Source organism: Acinetobacter sp. 24-47-67 (genome assembly GCF_056779735.1).
Map to the genome: position 1 here is coordinate 156,757 of NZ_JBWYIK010000001.1, position 15,148 is coordinate 171,904.

The 15,148-nt window shown below is 39.1% G+C and carries 15 protein-coding genes; 5 read left to right on the top strand and 10 right to left on the bottom strand.

From position 1 onward, the window contains the following. From ispC to rimO, 6 genes are all read right to left on the bottom strand, one after another. The gene (gene ispC, locus AC1M9K_RS00835; protein ID WP_481588192.1) at window positions 1-1,197 is read right to left on the bottom strand and encodes a 1-deoxy-D-xylulose-5-phosphate reductoisomerase; all 1,197 of its coding nucleotides are present in this window, start codon (window positions 1,195-1,197) and stop codon (window positions 1-3) included. Beyond that, window positions 1,198-2,022, bottom strand: a complete 825-nt coding sequence (locus AC1M9K_RS00840) for a phosphatidate cytidylyltransferase (RefSeq protein WP_035263666.1) — start codon at window positions 2,020-2,022, stop codon at window positions 1,198-1,200. Window positions 2,023-2,024: 2 nt separating this feature from the next. Further along, the gene (uppS, locus tag AC1M9K_RS00845) at window positions 2,025-2,771 is read right to left on the bottom strand and encodes a polyprenyl diphosphate synthase (protein WP_481588193.1); all 747 of its coding nucleotides are present in this window, start codon (window positions 2,769-2,771) and stop codon (window positions 2,025-2,027) included. A gap of 8 nt (window positions 2,772-2,779) precedes the next feature. Further along, the gene (gene frr / locus AC1M9K_RS00850) at window positions 2,780-3,334 is read right to left on the bottom strand and encodes a ribosome recycling factor (RefSeq protein WP_481588194.1); all 555 of its coding nucleotides are present in this window, start codon (window positions 3,332-3,334) and stop codon (window positions 2,780-2,782) included. 76 nt (window positions 3,335-3,410) lie between these two features. Beyond that, window positions 3,411-4,139: a UMP kinase gene (pyrH, locus tag AC1M9K_RS00855; protein WP_035263670.1), complete on the bottom strand. Its 729-nt coding sequence runs from the start codon at window positions 4,137-4,139 to the stop codon at window positions 3,411-3,413. Between the two features lie 47 nt (window positions 4,140-4,186). Next, window positions 4,187-5,530, bottom strand: a complete 1,344-nt coding sequence (gene rimO / locus AC1M9K_RS00860) for a 30S ribosomal protein S12 methylthiotransferase RimO (protein WP_035263671.1) — start codon at window positions 5,528-5,530, stop codon at window positions 4,187-4,189. A 361-nt stretch (window positions 5,531-5,891) separates the two neighbouring features. On the opposite strand from rimO, the gene glnL reads away from it, so the two are divergent. From glnL to AC1M9K_RS00875, 3 genes are all read left to right on the top strand, one after another. After that, window positions 5,892-7,001 (top strand): nitrogen regulation protein NR(II), encoded by a 1,110-nt coding sequence (gene glnL / locus AC1M9K_RS00865; protein WP_481588195.1) that lies wholly within the window; start codon window positions 5,892-5,894, stop codon window positions 6,999-7,001. Then, on the top strand, window positions 6,988-8,478 hold the full coding sequence (glnG, locus tag AC1M9K_RS00870; protein WP_481588196.1) for a nitrogen regulation protein NR(I): 1,491 nt from the start codon (window positions 6,988-6,990) through the stop codon (window positions 8,476-8,478). The genes glnL and glnG overlap by 14 nt, the downstream gene beginning before the upstream one ends. A gap of 104 nt (window positions 8,479-8,582) precedes the next feature. Beyond that, complete coding sequence (locus AC1M9K_RS00875; RefSeq protein ID WP_481588197.1) at window positions 8,583-9,236, top strand: aminotransferase; 654 nt, start codon at window positions 8,583-8,585, stop codon at window positions 9,234-9,236. Between the two features lie 32 nt (window positions 9,237-9,268). Here the strand turns inward: AC1M9K_RS00875 and prpC are convergent, their stop codons facing one another. Then, entirely contained in the window at window positions 9,269-10,399 is a 1,131-nt protein-coding gene (gene prpC / locus AC1M9K_RS00880) for a bifunctional 2-methylcitrate synthase/citrate synthase (RefSeq protein WP_092766353.1), read from the bottom strand. A gap of 4 nt (window positions 10,400-10,403) precedes the next feature. Further along, the gene (gene prpB / locus AC1M9K_RS00885; RefSeq protein ID WP_035263679.1) at window positions 10,404-11,288 is read right to left on the bottom strand and encodes a methylisocitrate lyase; all 885 of its coding nucleotides are present in this window, start codon (window positions 11,286-11,288) and stop codon (window positions 10,404-10,406) included. A gap of 219 nt (window positions 11,289-11,507) precedes the next feature. On the opposite strand from prpB, the gene AC1M9K_RS00890 reads away from it, so the two are divergent. Then, window positions 11,508-12,161: a TetR/AcrR family transcriptional regulator gene (locus tag AC1M9K_RS00890; protein ID WP_092766355.1), complete on the top strand. Its 654-nt coding sequence runs from the start codon at window positions 11,508-11,510 to the stop codon at window positions 12,159-12,161. A 118-nt stretch (window positions 12,162-12,279) separates the two neighbouring features. Continuing rightward, a complete protein-coding gene (gene argF / locus AC1M9K_RS00895) occupies window positions 12,280-13,200 on the top strand; it encodes an ornithine carbamoyltransferase (RefSeq protein ID WP_092766356.1) in 921 nt (306 codons plus the stop codon). Between the two features lie 49 nt (window positions 13,201-13,249). Here argF and AC1M9K_RS00900 read toward each other — a convergent pair whose 3' ends face one another. Beyond that, window positions 13,250-14,542: an MFS transporter gene (locus tag AC1M9K_RS00900; RefSeq protein ID WP_092766357.1), complete on the bottom strand. Its 1,293-nt coding sequence runs from the start codon at window positions 14,540-14,542 to the stop codon at window positions 13,250-13,252. Window positions 14,543-14,757: 215 nt separating this feature from the next. Beyond that, window positions 14,758-15,111 (bottom strand): YnfA family protein, encoded by a 354-nt coding sequence (locus AC1M9K_RS00905; RefSeq protein WP_092766358.1) that lies wholly within the window; start codon window positions 15,109-15,111, stop codon window positions 14,758-14,760. Window positions 15,112-15,148 lie beyond the last annotated feature (37 nt).

Sequence of the window (15,148 nt, forward strand, 5' to 3'; positions counted from 1 at the left end):
TTAGGTACTCAGTGAATTCGTGAGTTGAATAGCATAGCGACGTGCAAGCGCATCAGTCTCTAAGATTAGCTCTAAAGAATCAGCATTTGAATTTTGAACATGATTCAAAGTGGATTCAACAACTTTAGGAATATCTAAAAATTTGATTTTATCTTTTAAAAATGCTTCAACCGCGATTTCATTTGCAGCATTTAAGATCGCAGGCGCCAATCCTCCAGACTTCATTGCTTCACGAGCCAATTGCAACGCTGGAAAGCGTACAGTATCAGGCTGCATAAAATTAAGCGTATCGTTTAGAAATAAATCTAGCGGAGGAACATGTGTTTCAATCCGATCTGGCCATGCAAATGCATGTGCAATCGGCGTACACATATCAGGATTACCCATTTGAGCCAAAGTACTACCATCAACATACTGAACCATTGAGTGAATAATACTTTGTGGGTGCACAACCACTGTAACAAAATGTTCTTGAATTGAAAATAAATGACAGGCCTCGATCAACTCGAGACCTTTGTTCATTAGCGTTGCCGAATCAACTGATATCTTCTGGCCCATTGACCAATTAGGGTGCTTACAAGCCTGTGCAGGTGTCACATTACTGAGCTCATCTAGCGTATGATGCAAAAATGGACCGCCAGAAGCAGTCAACAAAATTTGTGAAACACCTAACTGGGGTTTACCACCTGTATCTAATTGTAAATAATTTTGAGGCAGGCACTGAAATATTGCGTTATGTTCAGAATCTACAGGTAATAATAAGGCTTTATTCTCTTTAGCGGCCTTCATCATGATGTCACCAGACATCACCAACGATTCTTTATTTGCTAGAAGAACACGCTTACCAGCTTGAACAGCAGCGAGTGTTGGCAATAATCCTGCCGCACCCACTATCGCCGCCATCACGATATCAACCTGAGGATGCTCAGCAACAGCGATTAAACCCGACTCATCAGAGAGAATTTCGGTTGAAGTGATATTTTTTAATTTGAAAAATTGATGTAGTTCATCCACCTTGCCTGAAGGTACAACAGCATAATGTGGATGATATTGTTGACATATTTCGCTTAACTGCTCTACACGACTAAATGCAGATACCGCAAAAACATTGTACTTCTCTGGATGTCGATCAATGACTTTTAAGGTACTTTGTCCAATTGAACCCGTTACACCTAATATACATACTGATTGAGACATCTATAAATCTACACCAACAAGTTTTAAAACAAATATTCCCGCAGCAAAAATAGGTGCGGCAGCAAGCAATGAGTCAATGCGATCTAATACACCACCATGACCAGGCAAAATACGACCTGAATCCTTAATACCTGCACGACGCTTAATCATTGATTCAAATAAATCACCTTGAACTGAGCTAAATACTGTCAGCACAGATAGGAGTAAAAATAGAATATGCTCTACTGCGGTTAAATCTAAATAGTTAAATTGTACAAATAAGATAACAATGATGACTGTAATTACACCACCGATTAACCCTTCAATAGATTTATTCGGGCTCACCTCAGGTGCAAGCTTACGCTTACCAAGCTTCCTACCTACAAAATACGCCCCACTATCAGCACCCCACACTAAGAGGAATAGATACATGAGCCACCAAGGTGAACTTATCCAGACTTCGTATATTGCCGATACTGCAGCGCTAATAATCACTACACCAATCCAATTCAGTGAAGTGTTATACCACGCATCATAAAGAGGATATTGCTTAACCCAATAAATGGTAATAACCCAAGTAATAATCGAAGCACTCCACAACAGCAGTACTAGATCATCAAAATAAAGCGCAATTGCAGAAAATACCGCAGTGATTACACCAAAGCATCCTGCTTTAAATTTATTCACTTGATCAGTTTGACGAGGCATGAGTTTAAACCACTCATAGCCAGCCCCCCCGGCAGCGATAATCATTAACGCTAACATTGGATAAATGGATGTAGTTGCAAACATACAGCTCAAGACTACAGCCACTAAAATCAATGCGGTAATTATCCGCTCTAACATTATTAGTTCTCTATTTTCTCTTGTTGGACCTGCTCAGAGGTTTTTCCAAAGCGCCTTTCACGCCCTAAAAACACACCAAAGGCATGATCCAATTCTTCTGTTGTGAATTCTGGCCACAACGTCTCAGTAAAATACAACTCAGCATATGCAGATTGCCATAATAAAAAATTAGACAATCGATAATCACCACCTGTACGAATCAATAAGTCGACTGGAGGTAAGTCACCTAAACTGACATGCTGAGCAAACAAATCAACATCAACTTGATCAACATCAATTTTTTGTTCTTTGACGAGTTGTGCGATTGTTTTAGCAGTTTGTGCGATATCCCACATTCCACCATAGCTCACAGCAATTGTGAGCGTCATTTCTGTGAAAGTAGCAGTCCTTTGTTCTGCTTGCAACATTAATTGTTGCAATTCTGGCGATAAACGAGAGCGATCCCCGATGAATCTGAGCCCAATCTGAAACTTTATCATTCGAGGAATTTGTTCATTAATCGTCTCTTCCAACAGTTTCATGAGCAAATCAACTTCGTATTGAGGTCGATTCCAGTTTTCACTTGAGAAGGCATAGACAGTAAGTGCTTTCACACCCACTTTACGACAATGCTCTACAATCGGATCAAGGACATTTTTTCCTTCACGATGTCCATCACCCTTTTCTAGATGTTTCTTTTTTGCAAAACGATTGTTGCCATCCATAATGATGGCAACATGTTGTGGCAGAAGCTCTGCTGAGATGGTCATTATATAGCTTAGACCTTCATCAACTCTGCTTCTTTTGCTGCTAAACGCTTTTCAACTTCAGCAACAAATTTATCTGTTATTTTTTGGATTTCATCGCCAGCACGACGCTCATCGTCTTCAGAAATTTCTTTTTCTTTCAACAACGCTTTAATATCACCTAATACATCACGGCGAATATTACGAATCGCAACTTTTGCATTTTCAGCCTCGTTACGTGCCACTTTTTGCATATCACGGCGTGTTTCTTCAGTTAATGCCGCCATTGGTACACGAATTGAATCAGCAGTAATTGGGTTCAAACCTAAATCTGACTCACGAATTGCTTTATCAATTGCAGCAACCATATTGCGCTCGAAAGGTTGAACAAGCAATGTACGCGAATCTTCAACACCAATGTTAGCAACTTGGTTTAATGGCACATCAGAGCCATAGTAAGGAACCATTACGCCATTAAGAATTGATGGATGTGCACGACCTGTACGAACTTTAGCAAAACCATGCTCTAATGAGTCCAATGATTTATTCATGCGCTCTTCAGCATCTTTTTTAAGATCGTTAATCATGTGATCTTCCTTACCTAATTCTCAAAATTTAAATCAAAATAGTGTTTAGTATAAATAGCTTTGAAAGCCACGTACATCAATTAGTAACGTGAGTACCTTCTTTTTCACCCATAACCACTGACAATAACGCACCTGATTTATTCATATCGAATACTTGAAGTGGAACATTGTGGTCACGACATAAGCAAATCGCAGTTAAATCCATTACACCAAGTTTCTCATCTAAGACTTGGTCGAATGTTAATGCATCATATTTAACAGCATCTTCATATTTGCTTGGATCTTTATTGTAGACACCATCTACCTTCGTCGCTTTAAGAATTAAGTTAGCCTCAATCTCAATACCACGTAAGCATGCAGCCGTATCTGTCGTAAAGAATGGATTACCAGTACCCGCAACAAACACACAAACTTCACCATTATTTAAATGACGAATCGCATCACGGCTAGAATATGATTCTACAACCGTACCGATTGGTAAAGCTGACATTAAACGGGTTTTGATATTACGACGTACCAATGCATCTCTTAGCGCCAAACCATTCATCACAGTTGCTAGCATACCCATTTGATCACCTGTTACGCGACCAACCAACCCATCTTGCTGTAATTGGCTACCACGATAAAGGTTACCACCACCCACAACGATACCAACTTGCACACCTAGACCAACCAAGTGAGCAATAGATAAAGACATTTGATCAAGCACCTGCGCGTCGATACCCATATCTTTATTGCCTGCTAGCGCTTCGCCCGAAAGTTTTAGCAGAATACGACCAAAGCGTGGTTTTTTAGAATCTAACATCACAAACTCCAATATCCGAATTCATTTATATGTAATACTTCAAACAATTATGCGGTTTTAATTTCAATCAATTCTGCATAAAGGTCGTATTCATCCGCATCAGTGATTTTAACAACCAGTAAATCACCTGCTTTAATCTTGCTTTTATCAATATCTTCCACAAAGACATTCCCATCAATTTCTGGGGCATCTGCATAAGAACGGGCCACTGCAACTGGAAACTCTTCTTCAAGATCATCAACCAGCACGGTCATGGTTTGACCTATACGCTTTTGTAGCTTTGCAGCAGAAATTTCTTGCTGAACCTGCATAAAGCGTTCATAGCGTTCCTGTTTAATTTCTTCAGGCACATGATCTGGCAGATCATTTGCAGTTGCGCCCTCAACTGGAGAGTAAGTGAAACAACCAACGCGATCGAGCTGAGCTTCTTTCAACCAATCAAGAAGTTGCACAAAATCTTCTTCAGTTTCACCTGGGAAGCCCACAACAAATGTTGAACGAATGACTAAATCAGGACACTTTTCACGCCAAACTTTTAAACGCTCTAGTGTGTTTTCACTATGCGCTGGACGCTTCATTAGTTTTAGAATTTTAGGGCTTGCATGTTGGAATGGAATATCTAAATAAGGCAAGATCTTACCCTGTGCCATCAAATCGATAACCGCATCAACATGTGGATATGGGTAGACATAATGCAGACGCACCCAAATACCCAATTGACCTAATGCTTCACACATATCATAGAACTTAGTTTTTACAGGCTGACCATTCCAAAAATCAAGCTTGTATTTTGTATCTACACCATATGCCGAAGTATCTTGAGAAATAACCAAGACTTCCTTTACACCAGATCGTTTTAAAGCCGCCGCTTCTTCTAATACAGAACCAACTGGGCGAGATACCAGATCGCCACGCATACTTGGAATAATACAGAAGGTACAACGGTGGTTACAGCCTTCAGATATTTTCAAATATGCATAATGTTTTGGTGTTAATCGAATACCTTGTTCTGGCACAAGATCAATAAACGGATTATGTTTAGGAGGTTCAGGAACATATTGATGCACAGCTTCCATTACTTCTTGATAAGCTGCTGCACCAGTAACTTTAAGTACGTTTGGATGCATTTGACGAATTTTTTCTTCATCTTTACCCAAACAACCTGTCACGATGACGCGACCGTTCGCACTCATCGCCTCACCAATCGCGTCTAATGACTCTTGTACTGCAGATTCAATAAAACCACAGGTATTAACAACAACTAAATCAGCACCGTCATAATCCGACGCTACATCATAACCTTCAGTTTTTAACTGAGTAAGAATTCGCTCGGAATCTACCAATGCCTTAGGACAACCTAAAGAAACAAAACCGACTTTGGGGGATTTCATGAATCTGCGCTCCACTAGAATCCGCGTATTGTATGTCTTTTCAATTCATAAAAACAGTTGAAAACCCCACTCTTTGCATAACGCACCAAAATATTCCCATAAATTTTAAAAAATATTGCAATCGCACCAATATGATGCATTATTAAATAAACCCAACTTTGCATGAATATTTTGCAATCGCTTCGCGCTTTTTTTCTTAATAAATGAGTTCATTTTAGTTGTTTTTAACGATTTCAAACAAAGTTGGCTCATATTTTGCTTTATTTGAGGACGTTAAAATTAAATAACTCCCTCTTTGTGAGCAGTGATGGAAAAATACATAGATGCTATTGCTCTATTTTAAGACAGGATTTTAAGGTTAATGAATCAACAACCAACGATTGATTACCGTTTACTCGTAGACAACTTGAGCACTGCGATACTTTTAATCGATAGTGAATTAAATATTTTTTATTTAAATTCCTCATGTGAAGCACTCTTTGATATCAGTTTATTAAGAGCATCAGGTCAATCTGTGCTCAGTATTTTACAATCTCCAGGTGATTCATTTAACACTGAAGAAGCACTCACAAATACATTACTCACGGGGCAAGCTTATACCCGCCGTGAAGCGACTATTATTGTGAACTTTAAAGATGTACATGTTGACTATTCTGTTGCCCAACTTAACACTGGCAAAAGTTATCACCCCCTCCTTCTGATTGAACTCAATCCAATTGATCGAATGTTGAAAATTTCTAAAGAAGAAAATTTTATTCAACAACATCAGGTCGCACGCCAATTAATCAGAGGTGTCGCGCATGAGATTAAGAATCCATTAGGGGGCATACGTGGCGCAACTCAATTATTGGCACGTAGTTTAAATGACCCTGAATATAAAGAATTTACGGACATTATTATTAGTGAAGTAGATCGCCTGAGAAATCTTGCTGACACAATGCTCGGCTCTCGGCAGTTACCAAGCTATGAACCTGTAAATGTTCACGAGCCTTTGGAGCGTGTTCGTTCGTTAATTGTGAATCAAACAAAAAAGAAAATTAAAATTACTCGTGATTATGATCTTTCCTTACCTGATGTTGAAGCAGATCGGGATCAACTTATTCAAGTGATGTTGAATATCAGTGTAAATGCTGTTCAAGCCATGACTGAAAACAATGAGTTTTTTCAAGACACTCAACCTGAATTAACCCTGCGTACACGTATTCATCGCCTTGTCACGATTAACGGAACTTTACACCGCTCAACTGTTCGAATTGACATTGAAGATAACGGCCCTGGTGTTCCAGAAGAAATTTTGGAGTCCGTATTTTATCCATTAGTCACAGGACGCGCTAAAGGAACAGGCTTAGGTCTGAGCATCGCGCAAAATATTATGCATCAACACAATGGAATGATTGAATGCCAATCCGTTCCGGGCAAAACCGTATTTAGTCTTTATATACCTTGGGAGTTAAACCATGTCGCGAAATAAAATTTGGGTAATAGATGACGATCGCGCCATGCGTTGGGTTCTAGAAAAAACATTTAAAGAAGAAGGTTTAGATGTTACCAGTTTCGAAGAAGCTCAATCTGCACTGGATCAGTTACTTGATGATACACCTGATGTAATTTTGACTGATATACGTATGCCAGGAATTGATGGTCTTACCTTTCTCGCTAAAGTCAAAGGTCATTATCCTGATCTACCTGTGATCATCATGACGGCACATTCGGATCTAGAGTCAGCAGTATCAAGCTATCAAACAGGTGCTTTTGAATATTTACCAAAACCATTTGATATTGATGAGGCTCTAGCACTTGTCAATCGTGCCATCATGCACATTAATAAGCTTCAACAACAAGAATCTGCGAAATCAATCGTACAGCCAATTCAATCAACTGAGATCATTGGAGAATCTCCTGCAATGCAGGAAGTCTTCCGAGCAATTGGACGTTTGTCGCAATCACACATTACGGTATTAATTAATGGTGAGTCAGGTACAGGTAAAGAGTTAGTCGCTCATGCATTGCATCGTCATTCACCACGTAGCAGCAAGCCATTTATTGCGCTTAATATGGCTGCCATTCCGAAAGATTTGATTGAAACTGAATTATTTGGTCATGAAAAAGGTGCATTCACTGGCGCTAATACTCAGCGACAAGGTCGTTTTGAGCAAGCCAATGGCGGTACATTATTCCTTGATGAAATTGGGGACATGCCATTCGAAACCCAAACGCGTTTATTGCGTGTTTTAGCTGATGGCGAGTTTTATCGCGTCGGTGGACACATTCCAGTGCGTGTTGATGTCCGCATTGTCGCTGCGACTCACCAAGATCTAGAAAAATTAGTACATGATGGACGCTTCCGTGAGGATCTTTATCATCGTCTGAATGTAATTCGTATTCATATTCCTAAACTTGCTCACCGCTCGGAAGACATTCCGATGCTCGCACAACACTTTCTCGCACGAGCAGGTAAAGAACTTGGTGTAAGTCCAAAGATTTTACGTACAGAAACTATTGAATACATGAAACAGTTGCCTTGGCAAGGTAATGTACGTCAACTTGAAAACACATGTCGCTGGCTGACAGTGATGATTACTGGAAGAGAGGTTTACCCAGAAGATCTTCCTTCTGAGTTAAAACAACTACCAATCCAAAAATCTGATGATCCAAATCATCCACACAATCAAGCAGATCGTATCGCTATTCAGCATTGGGATGAGTTGCTTAGTCAGTGGGCTGTACAAAAACTCAAAAATGGCGAAATGAAATTATTGGATATCGCCACGCCTATGTTTGAACGCACCTTAATTAATGCTGCACTACAACAAACTCGAGGAAGAAAACGCCATGCTGCTGAGCTTTTAGGTTGGGGTCGCAATACCTTGACTCGTAAGCTAAAAGAATTAGGAATGGATACTGCTGAAGATGATGAAGATGAAGTTGTAAGCACTACTGCCGAGTAAACTTCTAGATTTAGGTTAATCAACACATTTGATTAACCTATTCTTCATCATAATTCTAAAATTTTAAATCATGCTCAATATAAAATACAAAAAGATGAGTCCAAATGAACAATAATCACTTAAAGCATAAAACTTATCTAGGTATCATCTTCTGCCTTATTTCTTCACCCTCCTTTGCCACAGTCGGCGGTCCGGAGACAATAGAAGTACTAGGTTCAGATATTAAAGATCAGAAAATATATTATTTACGCCATTACCATGATGAATCTGGTCGACTACCAACACTTTATTATTATTTGCTCAACAGCAGAAACCCACATAAAGCGATTGAGGTTCAATCCATTTATACCCCATTAAATAGCCGAAATCACATTACTGAAACTCAGCATACGCTTCGCAAAATTCAAAGTATTCAAGCTCGCCTTGTCAAACCAGCGCCATTAAGCCCTAAGACTGCTAACCTAAAATTAAATAAACAAAGAGAACAGACTGGAAATTTTTGGTTAAACGTGCCTGAAATTAAAGTAAGTAAATTCCAATCTCAGGTACAACTCAGCCAAAGTTCTAAACCTTCAATGTATAAAAGCCAACAATTCGAGAATATTCGATATCATCGTAATTTACCTCAGATCAAAAAACTTTACGCATTTCCTCACACTTTCCCCAATTATCGCGTTGCAGTTATTAGTTATATGGGTATTCCTACTGAAACAGGCTACGAAAAACAAGATGCCATTTTACTCTGCTCAACAAAATAAAAAGCTCCCGAAGGAGCTTTTTATTATGCTTTTCAAGCACGCTGTTCAATTGGTACAACTTTGCGTAATTCAGGTCCTGTGTAATCTGCACTTGGTCGAATAATACGGTTGTCCGCACGCTGCTCCATCACATGTGCCGCCCATCCTGTTACACGAGACATCACAAAAATTGGCGTGAATAGCTTCGTTGGTATACCCATAAAGTGATAAGCAGAAGCATGGAAGAAATCAGCATTACAGAATAATTTTTTCTCTCGCCACATGACTTCTTCACAACGTACTGATACTGGATATAAAACAGTATCTCCTACGTCCTTAGCCAAGCGCTCAGACCATACCTTAATAATCCCATTACGTGGATCATTGTCTTTGTAAATTGCATGACCAAAGCCCATGATTTTTTCTTTGCGTTCGAGCATACCCAGCATTTCGCGCTCAGCTTCTTCAGGAGATTTCCATTGCTCAATCATATCCATTGCCGCTTCATTTGCACCGCCATGCAGTGGACCACGCAAAGAACCAATCGCACCTGTAATACACGAATGTAAATCTGATAACGTCGAAGCACACACACGTGCCGTAAATGTTGAAGCGTTAAATTCATGTTCTGCATAGAGAATTAAAGAAACATTCATGACTTGTTCATGCAATTCATTAGGTTTTTCGCCACGCAATAAATGCAAGAATTGAGCACCAATTGAGTCGTCATCAGTATTTTCTTCGATACGAACACCATCATGGCTATATCGATACCAATAACAAATAATGGCTGGCAATGTTGCCAAAATACGATCAGCTATATCTTGCTGTTCACCAAAGGACTGTTCTGTTTCTAAGTTACCCAACATAGAAACACCTGTACGCATAACATCCATAGGATGTGAATCTGCTGGAATACGCTCAAGCACTTCTTTTAGTGCTTGTGGTAATGCTCTCAGTGATTTTAGTTTTGCTTTATAGTCCGCAAGTTGTTGCGCCGTAGGTAGTTCACCAAAGAAAATTAAATATGCAACTTCTTCAAATTGGCAATTTTCCGCCAAATCCTGAACATCATAACCACGATATGTTAAGCCTGCACCACTTTTCCCAACGGTTGAAAGTGCTGTTTTACCTGCGACTTGTCCACGCAATCCTGCGCCAGTCAATACTTTTCCTTCAGCCATTTTTTTATTTCTCCTGAGTGAATAGCTTATCTAGTGTGTTTTCGAAAGTATGATAATCAAGGAACTCGTATAATTCTTTTCGTTGTTGCATTTTATCAATAACATTCACTTGCGTGCCGTCTTTACGAATTGAATGCATCACTTCTAATGCTGCTTTCTGCATCGCACGTGTCGCAGACAATGGGTATAACACCATTGAAATCCCCTGTTCTGCTAGCTCTTCGGTTGTATAATAAGGGGTATCACCAAATTCAGTGATATTCGCTAGCACAGGCACACCTACAGCATCACAGACTGTTTTATACATCGTTATATCAGTCATCGCTTCCGCAAAAATAGCATCAGCTCCAGCTTCAACACATGCACATGCACGATCAATGACGGCTTGAAGCCCTTCTTTTTGCAGCGCATCCGTACGTGCCATGACCACGAAATTAGAATCAGTTTTTGCATCAACAGCAGCCTTAATACGGTCTACCATTTCTTGTTGTGACACAATTTCTTTATTCGGACGATGTCCGCAGCGTTTTTGCGCAACTTGATCTTCAATATGAACAGCAGCAGCTCCAGCAGCGATCATTTGCTTGATACTTCGTGCGATATTAAATGCACCGCCCCAACCTGTATCAATATCCACAAGCAAAGGCGTATCTACACGTTCAGTGATACGACGAACATCTTCAAGCACATTATCTAAACTCGTCATTCCCAAATCAGGAAGACCATAGGAATAGTTTGCAACACCTGCGCCTGATAGATAAATTGCTTTATAGCCAACTTGTTTTGCCATCATTGCTGCATATGCATTTACAGTTCCGATGATTTGTAATGGCTTTTCCACTTCTAATGCTTGTCTAAATCTTAAGCCTGCAGACGATTGTTCTGTCATATTCCTTTCCACAGTGTTTACTATAATTATCGAGTTTTTAGTATATCTATAAATTTAGTTTGATATATGACCGTTTAGTATTTTTGCTCTAAAACTTTAGTCATATAAAAATGAATTATCATTCATTTTTTGATTTTGTTATTATTTTGAGTGTCAGGCGTTAAGTGCTTTAATTTGTTATACTCCATCTTCAATTTCATTTTTCGCTATTGTTACTGCATGCAACATCCCTTTCCGCATATTGAAACTTCTGGTTGTGATATGCCCCATACTCGCCGTGGTCAAGAACGACGTTTAGCATTATTGCTAAGCGCCAATACGCTATTCTTGGAACGTGGCTACGATGCTGTGTCTTTGGATGATATTGTTCAACATGCTGGAGGCTCCAAAGCATCTATTTATAAATATTTTGGCGGCAAAGAAGGCCTTTTTACTGCTATATGTGATTATCGACGTGAACTCTTTTTTAAAGATATCTGTGTTGCATATGATCCAGATCATGGCGATTTTAGATCTTATCTGATACATACACTACTTAACTTTCATCGCCACATTAAAAAAGAAGATCATACTGCCTTTATGCGCCTCGTGATTGAGCAATCCCAAAAAAATCCAGAACTTGCTCTTTATTTGCACGAAAAAGGCCCTAAACATATCCAGTTAGCGATCGCAAATGCATTAGAAAATGCGCATAAACTTGGTGTGTTAAAATGTGAAAATCCTTTATTTTCTGCTCAATTATATTTTGGAATCTTAAGAAATTTAGAATGGAAAATTTTAATGGGGATACCAGTACTTGAAACCGATCAAGAAACCATCGAATACATCAGCTATTCTGTCGATCGCTTCCTAGATGGGCACCAAAAAGTCTAGTTTTTTTGCAATTCTCTTTACATATAGTATATTAGTCGATTCTCGTTTTTTTTCATCAACCAACAATTATTGGTCGTCTCATTCACTATTTTGACGAAACAATGATTGTGGAGTAACCATGGCTCTACGACATTTTCTTACTTTACGTGACCTTTCAACTGCAGAATTAAATCGCATTATTGATCGTGCTATAGAATTAAAACGCATGCAGCATAATCATGAAGTCTACCAACCCTTTGTTGGTAAAGTAATGGGAATGATTTTTGAAAAATCGAGCACACGTACCCGTGTTTCTTTTGAAGCTGGTATGACCCAATTTGGTGGTAGCGCAATTTTCCTCTCGTCCCGGGATACGCAATTAGGTCGCGGCGAACCGATTGAAGATTCAGCTCGCGTTATTTCAAGCATGCTTGATATTGTGATGATTCGTACTTTTGGCCACGATATTGTCACACGTTTTGCAGAATATTCTAAAGTCCCAGTTATTAATGCACTGACCGATGATCACCACCCTTGCCAATTGCTTGCTGATGTTCAAACATTCGTAGAACACCGTGGCGCTATCCAAGGCAAAACCGTTGCGTGGATTGGTGATGGTAATAATATGTGTAACTCATATATCGAAGCTGCACATATGTGGGGCTTTAAACTTAAGATTGCATCACCAAAAGGTTATGAACCAAAACCTGAATTTCTCTCTGAATTCGCGCACTGCGCCGAAGTTGTAGACTCTGCTGAAGATGCTGCAGTGAATGCCGACCTTATCGTTACTGATGTTTGGGCCAGCATGGGACAAGAAGAAGAGCAAAAAATTCGTGAAAAAGCTTTTGCTGATTTTCAAGTCAATGAACGTCTAATGGATCTTGCTCATCCAGACTGTTTATTTATGCACTGTTTACCTGCCCATCGCGGTGAAGAAATTTCAGAAAATATGCTCGATCACAAAAATGCTGTGGTATGGGATGAAGCTGAAAACCGCCTTCACGCTCAAAAAGCACTTGTTGAGTTCCTCATCAATGAAAGCTTAAAAAAAGATTAATTTCATCCACTAAAAAAGCACCCTCGGGTGCTTTTTTATTTTCTAAATCTTAATGATCATCTTTTAAATATTTAGGTTCTTTGGGAAGTTGCCAACTACAAAAGAAACATACGATTAAAATAATGATCACGTAAATAAAAAATGAATTTTCAATTCCTGCGGCCTTAAACTGCAAGGCAACAGAAGGTGCAGAACCACCAAATACGGCATTACCTATCGCATAAGAGAAACCTACACCCAACGCACGTACATGCGGAGGAAACATTTCAGCTTTTACAATACCGCCAATAGAGGTATACAAACTAAGCAATAGCATCAGGAAAATCAGTAGCATCGCGACAATGAATGGAGTTTCGCTAAAATATCTCATCCCGATTGCCATGACTGGATAGATAAATATAGCCATCAGACCACTAAATAACAGCATAGAATTTCTGCGACCAATACGATCTGACAATGCACCAAAGAATGGTTGCGCCACCATGAGTACAAAAATGCAGGCTGTCATCATCAACCCTACCGTTTTAGGATCTATTCCAATATTGGTAAGGTAAGTTTTTGAGTAAACTGTAATCACATAGAAACTAAGAGAGCCTGCTGAAGTATAACCAACTACCAAAAGGAAAGTTTTCCAGTGATTTTTAAAAAGCTCACGAAGTGTACCAGAATCTTCTTTATCACTTTCATCACTGGATAAAGTCTCTTCTAATCTACTTCTCGCTAATAAAGATAAAATTGCTGCAACACCACCAATAATAAATGGAATTCGCCACCCACCATCATAGAGTTGCTGTTCAGACATAAATGCCAAGAATATTACACCCAATAAACTTGCAAGGAGTTGACCACCCGTGAGCGTTACGTATTGAAATGATGAAAAAAAGCCACGTTGCCCTTTTAAACCCAATTCACTCATATAAGTCGCCACAGCACCATATTCACCACCAACGGATAAGCCTTGAAGCAATCGAACCATTAATAATAAAAACGGTGCAGCCATACCCACTTGCTCATACGTTGGTAACGCTGCAAACATGAAAGAACTTATAGCCATCAATATAATTGAGATGACCATTGATTTTTTTCGACCGTGTTTATCTGCAATTCGACCAAAAAGCCAACTACCGATGGGTCGCATAAAAAAGCTTGCTGCAAATACACCCCACACATAGATGGCTTGGGTAGAACTATCCATATCTGGCGCAGTTAAAGCTTGGGTAAAATATACAGCGAATACTGCATAAATATAAAAATCGAACCATTCAACTAAATTACCTGAAGCTGCACCAATAATTCCTTTGATACGGCTGGTTTTTTCTTGCTTGGAATATGTTGTAGACAAATGAAAAATCCTTATTCTAATTACATCGTTTGTTGTCGAATAATGATGAAACTCTGAAGTATTTCAAAATTATAGGCGGAAAATATATGCCTATTTCATGCCAATTTAAAAAGCCTTTATGTAAATTTTATTAAATAGGCTTCTAAATTTTTCTCAAAAATATTCAAAGTCGATTTATTATTAATTTAATTAAACAGACTTTCTCCTATAACAACTCACCGAATTAAGCCTTGTGGCTGTAAAATGATAATCAGCGCCCCGAAAATAACCACTCCGCCACCAATGATATCCCATTTAGTAAGATCCATTTGATCCACAAACTTTAACCACAACAATGCCGAACAAATATAAATACCTCCATATGCAGCATATATTCGACCTGATGCTGCTGGATGCAAAGTCAATAACCACACAAAAGCAGCGAGTGCGACAAAAGTGGGTAGCCACAACCAATGCGAACGCCCTTGATTTAGGATCAAATATGGAAAGTAACACCCTAATATTTCCATCAGTGCAGTCAGAAAAAATAAAGCTGTCGTAGATATTACTTTTGTAACTTGTATGTCCATACTTTCACCCAAAAATTAAAGCCCGTTTAAATAAACG